This is a genomic window from Kitasatospora sp. NPDC101108, from assembly GCF_055584725.1.
Genome location: NZ_JBVJLM010000021.1, coordinates 79,346 through 95,687, shown reverse-complemented (window position 1 = coordinate 95,687; position 16,342 = coordinate 79,346). Strand labels below are relative to the sequence as shown.

Sequence of the window (16,342 nt, the reverse complement as noted above, 5' to 3'; positions counted from 1 at the left end):
TGCGGATGGTGCGCAAGCTGAGGAGACTCCCGTGGTGGTGCCGGTCACTGCTTCCTGGAGATCCAGTCCAGGGCCTGCTTGGCGACCGTCTCCAGGTACGGGCCGCTCAGCGAGGTGTGCTCCTGGGTGCCGATCGAGGTGTTGCTGACCAGCGCGGTCCGGCCGTCCGGCATGGTGGCGAACCAGCCGCCACCGCTGGCGCCCTGGGTCATGTTGCAGCCGACGGTCAGCATGGACGGGCGCTTGGCGTCGAAGGACAGCCGGGTGGGCTTGCCCCCGTCGCACCTGTACAGCTCCTGGCCGTCGAACGGCTTGACCAGCGGGTAGCCGACGGCCGACACCTTGAGCTGGTCGCGGGGCGCGTCGAACCACACCGGGGCAGCCGAACCGACCGTCTCCTCCAGGGACTTGCCGGTGTCGTTCTGGTTGTGCACGCGCATCACGGCGAAGTCGTACTGGTTGGCGGCGTCACCGGTCGCGCCGCCCTCGACCATCCACTGCGGGGAGGTGACGACCTGGTCGGTCCACCAGGTGCCGAGCGGGGCCAGTTCGGACAGCGGGGCCTTCCTGCCGCCGCTGGAGGCACCGGAGTTGTTGTACGCGGGGACGAAGACCAGGTCCTTGTAGAAGTCGCCGCCCTTGCCCTGGTGGACGCAGTGGGCGGCGGTCCAGACCAGGTTGCTCCTGCCCGGGTGCTGCGGGTCGGCGATCACCGTCGCCGAGCAGTTGCCGCGGCCGCCCTGGGCGGAGAAGAACACCTTCCCGGAGGGCTGCTTGAGGTACGGGCGGGGCACCTGGACGGCCTTGACCACCGGCGGCTCCGGGTCGGTCACGCCGTTGTCGGCGGCCGGCTTGGCGGTCGGCGGGGCCGGGTCGGCGGGCTTGGCGTCGCCCATCTTGTCCGGGTTCCAGAAGTCCTTCACCACCGGGTTGTTGAAGACGTGCTTGGACGCCCACTGGTCCCAGTCGTCGAACTTCCACTTCTTCAGGTCGTCCCAGCTCTTCGGCAGGCCCTCCAGGAGACTGCTCGGCAGGCCGGACGGCAGGGTGATCCCGCCGATGACGCCGCCGCCCGGGCTCGTCGAGGCGCTCGCGTCCGTGGCGGGCGGCGGCGCCGCGGTCCGGTCGTCGCCCGCCGGGCCGTCCGGTCCGCAGGCGCTCGCGGCCAGCAGTGTTCCGGTGACCAGGGCGGCGGCCAGGGCCGACCGGTGGATCGATGGCATCTGTGCGCTTCCCCCTGTGCTCGGTGCGGACTTCGGTAGGCTCGCCGCCCTGGAGTCTTCCATCGACGGCAAGGACGGCGGCGGCCGCCCCCCGGGTTCCGGAACTGACCGGTGGTCACCGGTCCGTGACGCGTGGCCGTTCCCCTCGTTGGCACAGCAGGGCTGCAACGCCCGTTGGTGCACTATCCCCGGTCTTCACCCGGACGAGTGATCCATCCTTGTGATCTCCCGTCAGGGATAGGTAACCCTTACCTGACGCGACGGTGCGAGCGCCCGCCCACCTCCTCCGCCACCAGCGCGCGTCCGCACCTCCACGCGCACCAAGGAGCAGCCTTGAGCACCACCCTCACCGGAGCCCCGCCCGTACCGCCGCCGACGGCGGGCCGGGCCGCCCCGCCCGACCCGCTGCTGCACCCCGACCCCGCCGTCGCCGCCGAACAGGCCGCTCTGGAGGCGCTGTTGAGGTGCTGGACGCGGGAGACCGGTGCCCGCCCCGGAGCGGACGGCCGACTGCGGATCGACGTCCTGGGCGGTGCCGCCCGGCTCACCGCCCCGGTCCGCTACTGGTCGTCCGGCGGCTGGCACCGCTTCGGGCCGGCCACCCTCTCCGCCGGCGAGGGGACCGCGGCGGCCCCGGTGGACGCCGTCACCGCCGCCGCGCTGCTCGCCGCCGCGGCCGCCGAACGGCCCGACCCCGGACAGGTCGCCGACCTCGCCGCCCGGGTCGCCGACTCGGTGATGCGCACCGCCGAGATCCTCGCCCACCGCCGCACCGGCGCCGAACCCGGCGGGCCGGAGAGCTCCCACTTCCTCTCCGCCGAACAGTCCCTGCTGCTGGGCCACCCGCTGCACCCCACCCCGAAGAGCCGCGACGGCCTCGGCCCGGCCCAGAGCGCCGCCTACTCGCCCGAACTCCACGGTTCCTTCCAGCTGCACTGGTTCGCCGTGGACCGCGCACTCCTCGCGACCGGCTCGGCCGTCGCCCGGAGCGCCGACCGACTCACCGCCGCCCTGCTCGGCGGCGGTGCCGCCCTGCCGCCCGGCACCGCCGCCCTGCCGCTGCACCCCTGGCAGGCCCGCGAGCTCGCCCACCGCCCGGCCGTCGCCGCCCTGCTCGCGGACGGACTGCTGCACGACCTCGGCCCGGCCGGCGAACCCTGGTACCCCACCTCCTCGGTGCGCACCGTCTACCGGCCCGGCACGCCGTGGATGCTCAAGCTCTCGCTCGGCCTGCGGATCACCAACTCCCGCCGGGAGAACCTGCGCAAGGAACTCCACCGCGGCCTGGAGGTGCACCGGCTGCTGGAGAGCGGGCTCGCCGCCGAGTGGCGCGCAGCCCACCCCGGCTTCGACATCGTCCGCGACCCGGCCTGGATCGGCGTCGACCACCCCGACCTCGGCGACCCCGGCGGCCTGGACACCGTGCTGCGCGCCCAGCCCTTCGCGCCCACCGAGCGCGCGCTGTGCGTGGCCGGGCTGGTCGCCGAACAGCCGCGCGGCACCGGTACCACCGTGCCGTCCCGGCTCGGCGACACCCTGCGCTCGCTCGCCGCCCGCACCGGCCGCCCGCTGCCCACCGTCGCCGCCGAATGGTTCCTGCGCTACCTGGACGCCGTCGTGCTGCCCGTCCTCTGGATGGACGGCCGGGGCGGCGTCGCGCTGGAGGCGCACCAGCAGAACAGCATCGTCCTGCTGGACGCCGAGGGCTGGCCCAGCGGCGGTCGCTACCGCGACAACCAGGGCTACTACTACCGGGAGAGCGCCGCCGAACGGCTCACCGCGCGACTGCCCGGACTCGGCGCGCAGAGCGACACCTTCCTGCCCGACGCCGTCATCGACCACCACTTCGCCTACTACCTCGGCATCAACCACGTGCTCGGGCTGATCGGCGCGCTCGGCTCCCAGGGGCTCGCCGACGAGAGCGTGCTGCTGGCCGGGCTGCGCCGGTTCCTGGCCGGCCCGCGGGCCGCCGCCACCGGCTCGGCGCTGCCCGCCCTGCTGCTGGACGCGCCCGTCCTGCCCTGCAAGGCCAACCTGCTCACCCGGATCAACGGCCTGGACGAGCTGGTCGGGCCGGTCGCCACCCAGTCCGTGTACGTGGACATCCCCAACCCGGTGGCGAGCGGCTGATGCTGGACGACCTGCCCGGGTGGGGCGAAGTCCCCACCCCGGCCGGCCGGTTCCGGCTCAGCCCGGTCCGGCTGCCGGCCGACCTGGAACTGCTCACCGGCTGGATGAACGACCCCGAGATCGACGAGTTCTGGGCGCTCGCCGGGCCGCCGGCCGTCACCGAGCGGCACCTCCGGGCCCAACTCGACGGCGACGGGCGCAGCGTGCCCTGCCTCGGCCTGCTCGACGGCGCCCCGATGAGCTACTGGGAGGTCTACCGCGCCGACCTCGACCCGCTCGCCGCGCACTACCCGGCCCGGCCGCACGACACCGGCGTGCACCTGCTGCTCGGCCCCGCCGCCAGCCGGGGCCGGGGCCTCGGGGCCCAGCTGCTGGCCGCGCTCGCAGAAATGATTCTCCGCCGACTGCCCGACTGCGGACGGGTGGTGGCCGAACCGCACGTCCGCAACCGCCGCTCGGTCCGCGCCTTCGAACGGGCCGGGTTCCGGGCCGTCGCCGAACTCGACCTGCCCGGCAAGCGCGCCGCCCTGATGATCCGTGACCGCGACGCAGGGCCTGTCCTGCAGGCCCGACTCCCCGCCTAGGAAACGCCAGTGGACACCCTCCTCCCGCACGACCCCCCGTACGACCTGCTCGGCGTCGGCATCGGCCCGTTCAACCTCTCGCTCGCCGCCCTCGCCGATCCCGTACCCGGCCTGCGCACCCTCTTCTGCGACCAGCGCCCGGAGTTCCGCTGGCACCACGGCATGCTGGTGGACGGCGCCCGGATGCAGGTGCCCTTCCTCGCCGACCTGGTCTCACTGGTGGACCCCACCAACCCGTGGTCCTTCCTCAACTACCTGCGCGCCCAGGACCGGCTCTTCCCGTTCTACTTCGCCGAACGCTTCCAGCTGCCCCGCCGCGAGTACGACCACTACTGCCGCTGGGCCGCCGAACGGCTGCCCAACTGCCGCTTCGGCACCGAGGTCACCGCCCTGCACCGGGAAGGCGCGCTGTTCCGGGTCGAGCTGAGGGACACCGCGACCGGGCGGCGCACCGAGGCCAGGGCCCGCAACCTCGCGCTCGGCGTCGGCACCCGGCCCGTGCTGCCCGACGCCTTCGCCGCCCTGGCGGACCACCCGCGGGCCTTCCACTCCGCCGAGTACTTGGACCGCCGCGCCGACCTGGCCGGCGCCCGGGACATCACCGTGATCGGCAGCGGCCAGTCCGGCGCCGAGGTCTTCCTCGACCTGCTCCGCCGCCACGAGGGCGACGGCATCCGGCTGCGCTGGCTCACCCGCACCAGGGCGCTCGCCCCCATGGAGTACTCCAAGCTCGGCCTGGAGCACTTCACCCCCGACTACACCCGCTACTTCCACGGCCTGCCCGGGCCCGTCCGGGACGCCCTGGTCACCGCCCAGTGGCAGCTGCACAAGGCCGCCAGCGCCGAGACCCTCGCCGAGATCCACGACCACCTCTACGAGCGCACCATCGGCCGCCCGATCGACGCCGCCCCGGTCGAGATCACTCCCGGCACCGCCGTCACCGACGCCCGACCCGGCCCCTGCGGCGGCCTCGAACTCCACTGCCGGCACACCGACTCCGGCGCCGAGCACGTGGTGCGCACCGACGCCGTGGTGCTCGCCACCGGCTACCGCGCCGCCCGCCCGGCCGCCCTCGAACCGCTCGCCCACCTGATCGACTGGGACGAGTCCGGGCGCTACCGGGTCGACCTCGACCACCGGGTCGCCACCCGGCCCGGGCTCACCGGCGGGCTCTACGTGCAGAACGCGGAGCTGCACACCCACGGCGTCGGCACCCCCGACCTCGGCCTCGGCGCCCACCGGGCCGCCGTCATCCTCAACGCCGTCACCGGGCGGACCGTCCACCGGCTGCCCGACCGCACCGCCTGGACCGGCTTCGCGCCGCCCGTCCCCGCCGCCCCCACCCGCTCGGCCGCCGGCGCCGTTCCGACCGGCGCTGTTCCGACCGGCGCCACCGCCCGGCCCGAACACCCCGCCCCCGTCGTCCCCCGCCCCCAGGAGCTGACCCGTGCCGCAACCGTCGGCCGCTGAACCGCCGCTCTACCTGCCCCCGCACCTCACCGCCGGGCACTGGCAGCGGGCCGGCCGCGCCCTGCTGGCCAAGATGCTCGGCGAGTTCGCCTACGAGGAACTGCTCAGGCCCGTCCCGGGCGCCCTCGACGGCGAGTACCTGCTGAAACTGCCCGAGGCCGAGTACCGCTTCGCGGCCCGGCGCGGCGCCTACGACAGCTGGCAGGTCGACCCGGAGTCGATCCGCTGCTCCCGACCGGACGGCCTGGACCCGCTGCGCTTCCTCCCGTACGCCCGGGAGACCCTCGGGATGCGCGGCGAGACCACCGCCCACCTGATCCGTGAACTCTCCGCCACCCTGACCGCCGACGCCCGCCAGCTCGCCACCGCGCTCACCGCCGCCGAACTCGCCGACCTCGACCACCCCGCGCTGGAGGGCCGGCAGGGCGGCCACCCGTGGATCGTCCCCAGCAAGGGCCGGATCGGCTTCTCCGGCACCGACGCCGCCCGCTGGGCCCCGGAGGCCCGCAGCCCCCGGCCGCTGCCCTGGATCGCCGTCCACCGCCGGCTCGCCCAGTACCGCGGCGTACCCGGCCTGGAGCACCCCGAGCAGCTGTACGCCCGCGAGCTGGACGACGTCGACGCGCTGCGCGCCCCGCTCGGCGCCGACGCCGACGACTACCTGCTGCTGCCCGTCCACCCCTGGCAGTGGGACGAGACGGTCCTGCCGCTGTTCGCGCCCTGGATCGCCTCCGGCGAGATCGTCCCGCTGGCCTCGGACGGCGACCCACGGCTGCCCCAGCAGTCCATCCGCTCCTTCTTCAACACCGCCCACCCCGAGCGCTGCACGGTCAAGCTGCCGCTGTCCATCCTCAACACCCTGGTCTGGCGCGGACTGCCGGTCGAACGGACCCTCGCCGCGCCCGCCGTCACCGCCTGGCTGCACCGGCTGCGCGACGCCGACCCGTACCTGCGGGACGAGTGCCGGGTGATCCTGCTCGGCGAGATCGCCTCCGTCACGGTCGACCACCCCGTCTACCGGGAGATGCCCGAATCCCCGTACCAGTACAAGGAACTGCTCGGCGCGATCTGGCGCGAACCGCTCGGCCCCTTCCTCGCCCCGGACGAACGCGCCCGCACCCTCGCCGCCCTGCTACAGACCGGCTCCGACGGGCGCGCGCTCGCCGCCGAACTGATCACCCGCTCCGGCCTCACCCCCGCCGAGTGGACCGGCCGGCTGTTCGCCGCGATGCTGCCGCCGCTGCTGCACTTCCTCCACCGCTACGGACTCGTCTTCTCCCCGCACGGCGAGAACGCCATCGTGGTCTTCGACGACCGCGGCACCCCGACCCGGCTCGCGGTCAAGGACTTCGTCGACGACGTCAACCTCAGCGACCAGGATCTGCCCGAACTGCGCGACCTGCCCGCGGAGGTCGCCGACGTACTGCTGCGGGACGACCCCCAGGGCCTGTGCCAGTTCATCCACTCCGGGCTGTTCATCGGCGTCTTCCGCTACCTCGCCCCGCTGCTGGAGGCGCAGACCGGACTGCCCGAGACCGAGTTCTGGGCCCTGCTGCGCGCCGAGATCCACCGCTACCAGGACCGCTTCCCCGAGCTGCGCGAGCGCTTCGAGCTGTTCGACCTGTTCCGGCCCCGGATCGACCGGCTCTGCCTCAACCGCAACCGGCTGATCATGGACGGCTACCAGGACCGCCCGCACCGCCCGCACGCCGTCCGGCACGGGACGGTGCCGAACGCCCTGGTCGCCGTGGAGGTCCGGGTTCCGGTCGAGCGGGACCGGATTGTCACCCCCGCCCCGTAGGGTGGAAGGGTCATGACGAACGACTCCGAATCCCACGACTTTGAATCCCAGGGGGCGACGGACCTCGGCGACGAGGCCGAGGACGCCGTCGCCGTCCCGCGCTCGCGGATCCCCGAGCTGCTCCACGCCGCGGTCGAGTCCGTCGGCGGCGTCGAGCGCCCCGGCCAGGTGCGGATGGCCGAGGCCGTCGCCGACGCCGTCGACCACGGCGAGCACCTGCTCGTCCAGGCCGGCACCGGCACCGGCAAGTCCCTCGCCTACCTGGTGCCGGCCCTCGCCCACGGCGACCGGGTGGTGGTCGCCACCGCCACCCTGGCGCTGCAACGCCAGCTGGTGGAACGGGACTTGCCGCGCACGGTCGAGGCGCTGCACCCGGTGCTGCGCCGCCGCCCGCTGTTCGCGATGCTCAAGGGCCGCTCCAACTACCTGTGCCTGCACCGCGCCAACGAGGGCACCCCGAGCGACGAGGGCGAGGGCCTGTTCGACCCGGTGGACGCGCTCGGCGGCCCCGCGGGCAAGCTCGGCCAGGAGGTGCTGCGGCTGCGCGACTGGGCGGAGGAGACCGAGACGGGCGACCGGGACGACATGAGCCCCGGCGTCTCGGACAAGGCCTGGGCGCAGCTGTCCGTCACCTCCAAGGAGTGCCTGGGCGCCACCCGCTGCGCGTACGGGCAGGAGTGCTTCGCGGAGAAGGCCCGGGAGCGGGCCAAGCTGGCGGACGTCGTGGTCACCAACCACGCGATGCTCGCGATCGACGCGATCGAGGGCGCGCCGGTGCTGCCCGAGCACGGGCTGCTGATCGTGGACGAGGCGCACGAGCTGGTCAACCGGGTCACCGGCGCGGCCACCGCCGAGCTGACCGTCGGCGCCGTCAACCGGGCGGTGAAGCGGGCGGCCCGGCTGGCCAACGAGAAGGCCGTGGACCTGCTCCAGGCCGCCGCCGAGAACTACCACGGCCTGATGGAGACCGCCCAGCCCGGCCGGGTCGAGGAACTGCCCGAGTACCTGGCGTACGCGGTCACCGCGATCCGGGACGCCGCCCGGCAGGTGATCACCTCGCTCGGCGAGACCAGGGACAAGGGGCTCAGCGACGAGGACGCGGTTCGCAAGCAGGCGATGGCCTCGGCCGAGACCCTGCACGAGACGGCCGAGCGGCTGCTGGAGGACTCCGAGTACGACGTCGTCTGGATCGAGCGCAGCGACCGCTACGGGCTGGGCACCGCCTCGCTGCGGGTCGCGCCGCTGAGCGTCTCCGGGCTGCTGCGGGAGGGGCTCTACAAGGAGCGCTCGGTCGTGCTCACCTCGGCCACCCTCAAGCTGGGCGGGGACTTCAACGGCGTGGCCGGCTCGCTCGGCCTGCCCAAGGAGACCAGGCTGCCGGACCGGCGCACGCCCGGCGACAATCCGGAGCCGGGCTTCGGGGAGGACGCCGTCCCGTACTGGCGGGGGATCGACGTCGGCTCGCCGTTCAAGTACCCCAAGCAGGGCATCCTGTACGTCGCCAAGCACCTCGCCGACCCCGGGCGCGATCCCGAACGGCCGGACATGCTGGACGAGTTGGAGGAGCTGATCGGCGCGGCCGGCGGGCGGACGCTCGGTTTGTTCTCCTCGATGCGCGGCGCCCAGGCGGCCGCCGAGGCGATGCGGGAGCGGCTGGACCACCGGATCCTGCTCCAGGGCGAGGACACCCTGGGCGAGTTGATCCGGGACTTCGCCTCGGACGCGACCACCTGCCTGTTCGGCACGCTCTCGCTGTGGCAGGGCGTGGACGTGCCCGGCTCGGCCTGCCAGCTGGTCGTGATGGACCGCATCCCCTTCCCGCGGCCGGACGACCCGCTGATGAGCGCCCGTCAGAAGGACGTCGAACAGCACGGCGGGAACGGCTTCATGGCCGTCGCGGCGACGCACGCGGCGCTGCTGATGGCGCAGGGCGCGGGCCGGCTGGTGCGTGCGGCGGACGACCGGGGCGTGGTGGCGGTGCTCGACCCGCGGGTGGAGACCAAGCGGTACGGGGGCTTCTTCCGGTCCTCGATGCCGGAGTTCTGGTACACCACGGACCGCAACCAGGTGCGCCGCTCACTGGCGGCGATCGACGCGTCGGCGCCGCCGGTGCGGCCGGTGGCCAAGCGGGGCTGAGTGGGCTGAGCGGGGCGAGTGGGGCTGAGGGGGCTGAGTGGGGCTGAGCGGCCCTCGCGGCCTCGGCCCTCCGGGCGTTGCCCCGGGAACGCCCGGAGGGGCTCCCCGCCGTGGCGGTGGAGCCCCTCTCCGGTGGGTGGGTTGCGCGGGCGTCGTCAGAGGCGGCGCAGGACGGCGACGACCTTGCCGAGGATGGTGGCGTTGTCGCCGTTGATCGGCTCGTAGGCCGGGTTGTGCGGCATCAGCCAGATCCGGCCGTCCTCGCGCTTGAGCCGCTTGACGGTGGCCTCCCCGTCGATCATCGCGGCCACGATGTCGCCGTTCTCGGCGACCGGCTGGCGGCGCACGGTGACCCAGTCGCCGTCGCAGATGGCCGCCTCGATCATCGAGTCGCCGCGCACGGTGAGCGCGAACAGCTCGCCCTCGCCGACCAGCTGGCGGGGCAGCGGGAAGACGTCCTCGACCGTCTGCTCGGCCAGGATCGGGCCGCCGGCGGCGATCCGGCCGACCAGCGGCACGTAGGAGGTGGAGGGACGGCCGGCCGTCTCGGCGGTGTTGGGGCGGGCGACCTCGACGCCGCGGACCTCGTAGGCGCGCGGGCGGTGCGGGTCGCGGCGGAGGAAGCCCTTGCGCTCCAGGGCCATCAGCTGGTGGGCGACCGAGGAGGTGCTGGACAGGCCCACGGCCTGGCCGATCTCGCGCATGGACGGCGGATAGCCGCGGCGCTGGACGGAGTCGCGGATGACCTCGATCACCCGGCGCTGGCGCTCGGTGAGGCCGGCCTCGTCGGTGCGGATGCCGGGTGGGCGGCCGGGCATCGCGCGGGCCGGGGAGGCGTGGGTGTCGTCCATCGCGGGGGAGTGTTCGATCGGCTGGTCGGGGACGCGGCCGGTGGTGGAAACGGCCGGGCCGGAGAGGCGGTGGTCTTCGCTACGGTCCATGCTGATGTCCACGCTCTGCTGATTCGTGGTGCGCTGCCCCACCTTGAACTGGGAGTGTTCCTGCACCGGGATGGTGTTGCTTTCGATGGTGTTCACGGCGGCCCCTCTCGACGGCTGTCCTCTCCCTTTTCCAGCCCAACGCACCTCCTATCGAAAGGTTGCGCCAAACACACGTTCGAGTGAATTATTCGGGAGTTGGCTGACTCGATCAAGGCTTTGTTGTACATCGAGCAATTGTTCGACCGGATGTCGACCCCGGAAGTCTAATCGGCGTCGACACGCCATGGGTGTCGCATCCCCCGAAGACCTACATGTAGTGGCTAGAGTCCTCTCCGTGCCCAGTACTAGTGGTCGCGTCGCATGATCAGCTTGCCGAGGCCGGGGGCGCATCGCATAGACTCAACCGGTCCGCACGTCCTGCCAGGGAGGGATCCCCAGGTGCACTGCCCCTTCTGCCGGCACTCCGACAGCCGCGTTGTCGACAGCCGGACCACCGAGGACGGCAGCTGCATTCGCCGTCGTCGACAGTGCCCGGACTGCGGCCGCAGATTCACCACCGTGGAGACGGCCGCGCTCATGGTCGTCAAGCGCAGCGGCGTCACCGAACCCTTCTCCCGCCAGAAGGTGATCACCGGAGTCCGCAAGGCCTGCCAGGGCCGCCCGGTCACCGAGGACGCCCTCGCCCAGCTCGGGCAGCGGGTCGAGGAGTGCGTACGCGCCAGCGGCAACGCCGAGCTGACCACCCACGACGTCGGGCTGGCCATACTCGGCCCGCTGAAGGAACTCGACCTGGTCGCGTACCTGCGCTTCGCCAGCGTGTACCAGGCCTACGACGGACTTGAGGACTTCGAGGCCGCCATCGCGGAACTCCGCGCCGAGCGGCCCGCCACCGAGGCGGACGGCGCCTGCGTGCCCGTTACCGCCGCCGCGCCCTAGGAGGCGCGCCGGGCCCCCTCGGGCCCGCCACGAGCCAACGCGACGACGGTCCCCAGCGGGCCGTCAGCACCACAGGCCCCGCGTGGGCCCACGCGTGCCCGAAAACGGGGCACGGAACACTACAAACCGTGCGTGAGCGGGCGGGGTCCCCCCTGCCCGCACACCGGAAGAACGAACCAGCGGTGCCCGGATTTTTCGGGGCACTTCGGGCGTTTGCCCAGGAGGAGGAGCGAGAAGTGACAGACACCACGAGCGGTTCCGCACGCGGGTCGAAGTCCGAGAAGGCCGCGGCCAAGGGCGCCAAGGCCCCGAAGGGCGGTCTCCGGATGGAGCGCATCTACACCACCCCTGGCGTGCACCCGTACGACGAGGTCCGCTGGGAGCGGCGCGACGTCGTCATGACCAACTGGCGCGACGGCTCGATCAACTTCGAGCAGCGGGGCGTGGAGTTCCCGGACTTCTGGTCGGTCAACGCCGTCAACATCGTCACGTCCAAGTACTTCCGCGGCGCCGTCGGCACCCCGCAGCGCGAGTGGAGCCTCAAGCAGATCATCGACCGCGTGGTGCTCACCTACCGCGCCGCCGGCGAGAAGCACGGCTACTTCGCCACCAAGGACGACGCCGAGATCTTCGAGCACGAGCTGACCCACGCCCTCCTCCACCAGGTGTTCAGCTTCAACTCGCCGGTCTGGTTCAACGTCGGCACCAAGCAGCCCCAGCAGGTCAGCGCCTGCTTCATCCTGTCCGTCGACGACTCCATGGAGTCGATCCTCGACTGGTACAAGGAAGAGGGCATGATCTTCAAGGGCGGCTCCGGCGCCGGCCTCAACCTCTCCCGCATCCGCTCCTCCAAGGAGCTGCTGTCCTCCGGCGGCAACGCCTCCGGCCCGGTCTCCTTCATGCGCGGCGCCGACGCCTCGGCCGGCACCATCAAGTCCGGTGGCGCCACCCGCCGCGCGGCCAAGATGGTCGTGCTCGACGTCGACCACCCGGACGTCGAGGCCTTCATCGAGACCAAGGTGAAGGAGGAGGAGAAGATCCGCGCCCTGCGCGACGCGGGCTTCGACATGGACCTCGGCGGCGACGACATCGCCTCCGTCCAGTACCAGAACGCCAACAACTCGGTCCGCGTCAACGACGAATTCATGACCGCCGTCGAGAACGGCACCGAATTCGGCCTGCGCGCCCGGATGACCGGCGAGGTCATCGAGACCGTCGACGCCAAGAAGCTGTTCCGCAAGATGGCCGAGGCCGCCTGGGCCTGCGCCGACCCCGGAATCCAGTACGACTCCACCATCAACCACTGGCACACCTGCCCGGAGTCCGGCCGCATCAACGCGTCCAACCCGTGCTCGGAGTACATGCACCTGGACAACTCCAGCTGCAACCTCGCCTCGCTGAACCTGATGAAGTTCCTGCGCGACGACGACAGCTTCGACGCCGCGGCCTTCGCCAAGGTCGTCGAGCTGGTCATCACCGCGATGGACATCTCCATCTGCTTCGCCGACTTCCCGACCGAGAAGATCGGCGAGACCACCCGCGCGTTCCGCCAGCTCGGCATCGGCTACGCCAACCTCGGCGCCCTGCTGATGGCCACCGGCCACGCCTACGACAGCGAGGGCGGCCGCGCCCTGGCCGGCGCCATCACCTCGCTGATGACCGGCACCGCCTACCGCCGCGGCGCCGAACTCGCCGGTGTGGTCGGCCCGTACGACGGCTACGCCCGCAACGCGGCCGCCCACCAGCAGGTCATGAAGCAGCACGCCGACGCCTCCCTGGACGCGGTCTCCTTCGACGACCTGGACGCGCCGGTCTGGCTCGCGGCCAACAAGTCCTGGCAGGACGTGCTGCGCATCGGCGCGCAGAACGGTTTCCGCAACGCCCAGGCCTCGGTGCTCGCCCCGACCGGCACCATCGGCCTGATGATGGACTGCGACACCACCGGCGTCGAGCCCGACCTGGCCCTGGTCAAGTTCAAGAAGCTGGTCGGCGGCGGCTCGATGCAGATCGTCAACGGCACCGTCCCGCGCGCCCTCAAGCGCCTCGGCTACCAGGACGAGCAGATCGAGGCGATCGTCGCCCACATCGCCGAGCACGGCAACGTGGTGGACGCCCCCGGCCTGAAGACCGAGCACTACGAGGTGTTCGACTGCGCGATGGGCGAGCGCTCCATCTCCCCGATGGGGCACGTGCGGATGATGGCGGCGATCCAGCCGTGGATCTCCGGCGCCATCTCCAAGACGGTGAACATGCCGGCCGGCGCGACCGTCGAGGACGTCGAGGAGATCTATTTCGAGGCGTGGAAGATGGGCGTCAAGGCGCTCGCCATCTACCGCGAGAACTCGAAGGTCGGCCAGCCGCTCTCGGCCAAGAAGAAGGACTCCGAGGGCAAGGCCGAGGAGACCGCCGCCGTTCCCGCCGCGGTCGAGAAGGTCGTCGAGTACCGCCCGGTCCGCAAGCGCCTGCCCAAGGGCCGTCCGGGCATCACCACCTCCTTCACGGTCGGTGGCGCCGAGGGCTACATGACCGCCAACTCCTACCCCGACGACGGCCTCGGCGAGGTCTTCCTGAAGATGTCCAAGCAGGGCTCGACCCTCGCGGGCATGATGGACGCCTTCTCCATCGCCGTCTCGGTCGGCCTGCAGTACGGCGTGCCGCTGGAGACCTACGTCTCGAAGTTCACCAACATGCGCTTCGAGCCGGCCGGTCTGACCGACGACCCGGACGTGCGGATGGCCCAGTCGATCGTCGACTACATCTTCCGCCGCCTGGCGCTGGACTTCCTGCCGTTCGAGACCCGCTCGGCGCTCGGCATCCACTCCGTCGAGGAGCGCACCCGCCACCTGGAGACGGGCTCCTACGAGCCGCTGGAGGCCGAGGAGCTCGACACCGAGTCGCTGGCCCAGTCCGCCCCGGTCGCCGCGGCCAAGCCGGCCCCGGCCGTCGAGGCGCCCAAGCCGGCCCCGAAGCAGGCCCACAACTCCACGGAGCTGATGGAGATCCAGCTCGGCCTCAACGCCGACGCGCCGCTCTGCTTCTCCTGCGGCACCAAGATGCGCCGCGCCGGCAGCTGCTACCTCTGCGAGGGCTGCGGCTCCACCAGCGGCTGCAGCTGATCGCCGGACCGACCCCGCGCGGGTGAGCCACCGCTGAGGCGGGGCGAGGACTTGACGTCCTCGCCCCGCCTCTTCGCGTTGCCCGCGGGAGCCGATGTCACGAATGCGGGCGGTGTCCGGTCAGTAGGGGCGACGGCGTGTTCCGAGAGGAGTGGTGCGGTGATGGCGACGGTGCTGGTGACCGGGGCGACGGGGACGTTGGGCCGGGAGGTGGTGCGGCTGTTGGTGGCGCGCGGGGTGGCGGTGCGGGGGCTGAGCCGGCGGGCGCGGGCGGCGGGGGACGGCGTCGAGTGGGTGGTCGGGGACCTGGTCACCGGGGAGGGGATCGCGGCGGCGGTCGCCGGGGTCGGGACGGTGGTGGACTGCGCGACCACCCAGGGGAGGAAGGACGTGCCGGCGTTCGGGCGGCTGGTGGCGGCGGCCCGGGAGGCCGGGGTGCGGCACCTGGTGTACGTCTCGATCGTGGGGATCGACCGGGTGCCGATCGCGTACTACCGGGCGAAGCTCGGCTGCGAGCGGGTGCTGCGGGAGTCGGGGCTCGGCTGGACGGTGCTGCGGGCGACGCAGTTCCACGACCTGCTGCTGAAGGCCTTCGACCTGAGCGCGAAGCTGCCGGTGTTCCCGGTGGTGAGCGGCGCGCTGATCCAGCCGGTGGAGGTCCGGGAGGTGGCGGAGCACGTCGCCGGGCTGGTGGGGCGGGAGCCGGCCGGGTTCGCGCCGGAGGTGGGCGGGCCGCGGGTGCGGTCGTACCGGGAGCTGGCCGAGGCGTACCTGCGGGCGTCGGGCCGGCGGCGGCCGGTGCTGCCGCTGCGGATTCCGGGGGCGGTGGGCCGGGCGCTGCGGGCGGGTGGGCTCACGGCGCCGGAGCGGGCGGTGGGACGGGGGACGTTCGAGGAGGCGCTGGCCCGGCGGTTCGGGTGAGCTCCGCGGCTGAGCTCCGCCGCCCGTGGCCGGCAGCTCGTGGCCGAAGCTCCGCAGCTGTCAATCAGGGTTGACATTTCCTCGGATGTCAACCAGAGTTGACGGCATGAGCGAGAGCGGAGAGCTCGCGGCCGCCGCGAGCAGTCGTGACCCCGCCGTGGGGCTCCGGGCGGTCCGCGCCCTGCGTGATCTGGCGGACCGCCTGGAGACCCTGCAGGTGGAGAACGCCCGGTCGCAGGGCTGGTCCTGGCAGGACGTCGCGGTCTGCCTCGGGGTCACCAGGCAGGCGGTGCACAAGAAGTACGCACGGCGGACGCCCGGCAAGGGCGAGGACGGGGGCTGAGCGGTGTTCGAGCGTTTCACCGAGGCGGCGCGGCAGGTCGTGGTCGGCGCGCAGGAGGAGGCGAGGGGGTTGCGGCACGGCTACGTCGGGACGGAGCACCTGCTGCTGGCGCTCCTGGCCCGGCCGGACGACCGGGCGGCCGCGGTCCTGACGGGGATGGGCCTGGACCACGAGGCGGCGCGCCGCCTCGTGGTCCGGCTGCTCGGGCCGGGGGACGACGCCCAGGTGCTGGCCTCGATCGGCGTGGACCTGGACGCCGTCCGGGCCGCCGTGGAGTCGGCCTTCGGGGAGGGCGCGCTGGACCCGCCGGCGGACGAGGAGCCCAGGCGGCGGAGCTGGTTCCGGTCCGGCGGGTCGAAGCCGGCGCGCAGCCCATTCGGCCCGGGGGCGAAGAAGGCGCTGGAGCTGTCGCTGCGCGAGTCCCTGCGGCTGAAGTCGGGGGAGATCGCGGTGGGCCACCTGCTGCTCGGGGTGCTCCGGGTGGAGGACGGCCTCGGGCTGCGGGTGGTCACCGACCACGGGCTGGACCCGGCGGCCGTGCGGCGGGCGGTGGAGGCCGGACTGTCCTGAGCGACCCCGGTCAGCGGAATGAAGGAGATTGGCTGTCAACTAGCGGGTTGAGGCCAATGTCTGAATCGATATGATCGGCCGAAAGCGTGAACCGATCAGCCGCCCGTCGACGTTTCGCGACGTCGCCGGGCGGTCTGGTATGCGCCCGACCAGCTGTCGGCGGCCGCGACC

General features: G+C 72.6%; 12 protein-coding genes. 10 read left to right on the top strand and 2 right to left on the bottom strand.

All coding sequences use genetic code 11. The features are described from left to right. Nucleotides 1-44 precede the first annotated feature (44 nt). On the bottom strand, nucleotides 45-1,223 hold the full coding sequence (locus ACZ6Z8_RS32100; RefSeq protein WP_465613547.1) for a trypsin-like serine peptidase: 1,179 nt from the start codon (nucleotides 1,221-1,223) through the stop codon (nucleotides 45-47). 333 nt (nucleotides 1,224-1,556) lie between these two features. On the opposite strand from ACZ6Z8_RS32100, the gene ACZ6Z8_RS32095 reads away from it, so the two are divergent. The 5 genes from ACZ6Z8_RS32095 to ACZ6Z8_RS32075 are packed head-to-tail and all read left to right on the top strand — an operon-like array spanning nucleotide 1,557 to nucleotide 9,344. Next, entirely contained in the window at nucleotides 1,557-3,353 is a 1,797-nt protein-coding gene (locus ACZ6Z8_RS32095; RefSeq protein ID WP_465613546.1) for an IucA/IucC family protein, read from the top strand. Continuing rightward, nucleotides 3,245-3,937 carry a GNAT family N-acetyltransferase gene (locus ACZ6Z8_RS32090; RefSeq protein ID WP_465613572.1) on the top strand — a complete coding sequence of 231 codons (693 nt, stop codon included), beginning with the start codon at nucleotides 3,245-3,247 and terminating at the stop codon, nucleotides 3,935-3,937. The genes ACZ6Z8_RS32095 and ACZ6Z8_RS32090 overlap by 109 nt, the downstream gene beginning before the upstream one ends. A 9-nt stretch (nucleotides 3,938-3,946) precedes the next feature. After that, complete coding sequence (locus tag ACZ6Z8_RS32085) at nucleotides 3,947-5,407, top strand: lysine N(6)-hydroxylase/L-ornithine N(5)-oxygenase family protein (RefSeq protein WP_465613545.1); 1,461 nt, start codon at nucleotides 3,947-3,949, stop codon at nucleotides 5,405-5,407. Further along, nucleotides 5,385-7,208, top strand: a complete 1,824-nt coding sequence (locus ACZ6Z8_RS32080; RefSeq protein ID WP_465613544.1) for an IucA/IucC family protein — start codon at nucleotides 5,385-5,387, stop codon at nucleotides 7,206-7,208. The genes ACZ6Z8_RS32085 and ACZ6Z8_RS32080 overlap by 23 nt, the downstream gene beginning before the upstream one ends. A 12-nt stretch (nucleotides 7,209-7,220) precedes the next feature. Further along, nucleotides 7,221-9,344: an ATP-dependent DNA helicase gene (locus tag ACZ6Z8_RS32075; protein ID WP_465613543.1), complete on the top strand. Its 2,124-nt coding sequence runs from the start codon at nucleotides 7,221-7,223 to the stop codon at nucleotides 9,342-9,344. Nucleotides 9,345-9,499: 155 nt separating this feature from the next. Here the strand turns inward: ACZ6Z8_RS32075 and lexA are convergent, their stop codons facing one another. Beyond that, on the bottom strand, nucleotides 9,500-10,195 hold the full coding sequence (gene lexA / locus ACZ6Z8_RS32070; RefSeq protein WP_465613571.1) for a transcriptional repressor LexA: 696 nt from the start codon (nucleotides 10,193-10,195) through the stop codon (nucleotides 9,500-9,502). 528 nt (nucleotides 10,196-10,723) lie between these two features. On the opposite strand from lexA, the gene nrdR reads away from it, so the two are divergent. From nrdR to ACZ6Z8_RS32045, 5 genes are all read left to right on the top strand, one after another. Beyond that, complete coding sequence (gene nrdR / locus ACZ6Z8_RS32065; protein WP_465613542.1) at nucleotides 10,724-11,221, top strand: transcriptional regulator NrdR; 498 nt, start codon at nucleotides 10,724-10,726, stop codon at nucleotides 11,219-11,221. Between the two features lie 236 nt (nucleotides 11,222-11,457). Next, nucleotides 11,458-14,337, top strand: a complete 2,880-nt coding sequence (locus tag ACZ6Z8_RS32060) for a vitamin B12-dependent ribonucleotide reductase (RefSeq protein WP_465613541.1) — start codon at nucleotides 11,458-11,460, stop codon at nucleotides 14,335-14,337. Between the two features lie 162 nt (nucleotides 14,338-14,499). After that, on the top strand, nucleotides 14,500-15,258 hold the full coding sequence (locus ACZ6Z8_RS32055) for an SDR family oxidoreductase (protein WP_465613540.1): 759 nt from the start codon (nucleotides 14,500-14,502) through the stop codon (nucleotides 15,256-15,258). 106 nt (nucleotides 15,259-15,364) lie between these two features. Continuing rightward, complete coding sequence (locus tag ACZ6Z8_RS32050) at nucleotides 15,365-15,601, top strand: RNA polymerase subunit sigma-70 (RefSeq protein ID WP_465613539.1); 237 nt, start codon at nucleotides 15,365-15,367, stop codon at nucleotides 15,599-15,601. A gap of 3 nt (nucleotides 15,602-15,604) precedes the next feature. Then, on the top strand, nucleotides 15,605-16,171 hold the full coding sequence (locus ACZ6Z8_RS32045; RefSeq protein WP_465613538.1) for a Clp protease N-terminal domain-containing protein: 567 nt from the start codon (nucleotides 15,605-15,607) through the stop codon (nucleotides 16,169-16,171). Nucleotides 16,172-16,342: the final 171 nt, after the last annotated feature.

Bases quoted from the DNA above. Each gene is read 5' to 3' on its own strand.
- ACZ6Z8_RS32100 (WP_465613547.1), bottom strand. From the start codon at position 1,223: ATGCCATCGATCCACCGGTCGGCCCTGGCCGCCGCCCTGGTCACCGGA.
- ACZ6Z8_RS32075 (WP_465613543.1), top strand. From the start codon at position 7,221: ATGACGAACGACTCCGAATCCCACGACTTTGAATCCCAGGGGGCGACG.
- lexA (WP_465613571.1), bottom strand. From the start codon at position 10,195: ATGGACGACACCCACGCCTCCCCGGCCCGCGCGATGCCCGGCCGCCCA.
- ACZ6Z8_RS32055 (WP_465613540.1), top strand. From the start codon at position 14,500: ATGGCGACGGTGCTGGTGACCGGGGCGACGGGGACGTTGGGCCGGGAG.
- ACZ6Z8_RS32050 (WP_465613539.1), top strand. From the start codon at position 15,365: ATGAGCGAGAGCGGAGAGCTCGCGGCCGCCGCGAGCAGTCGTGACCCC.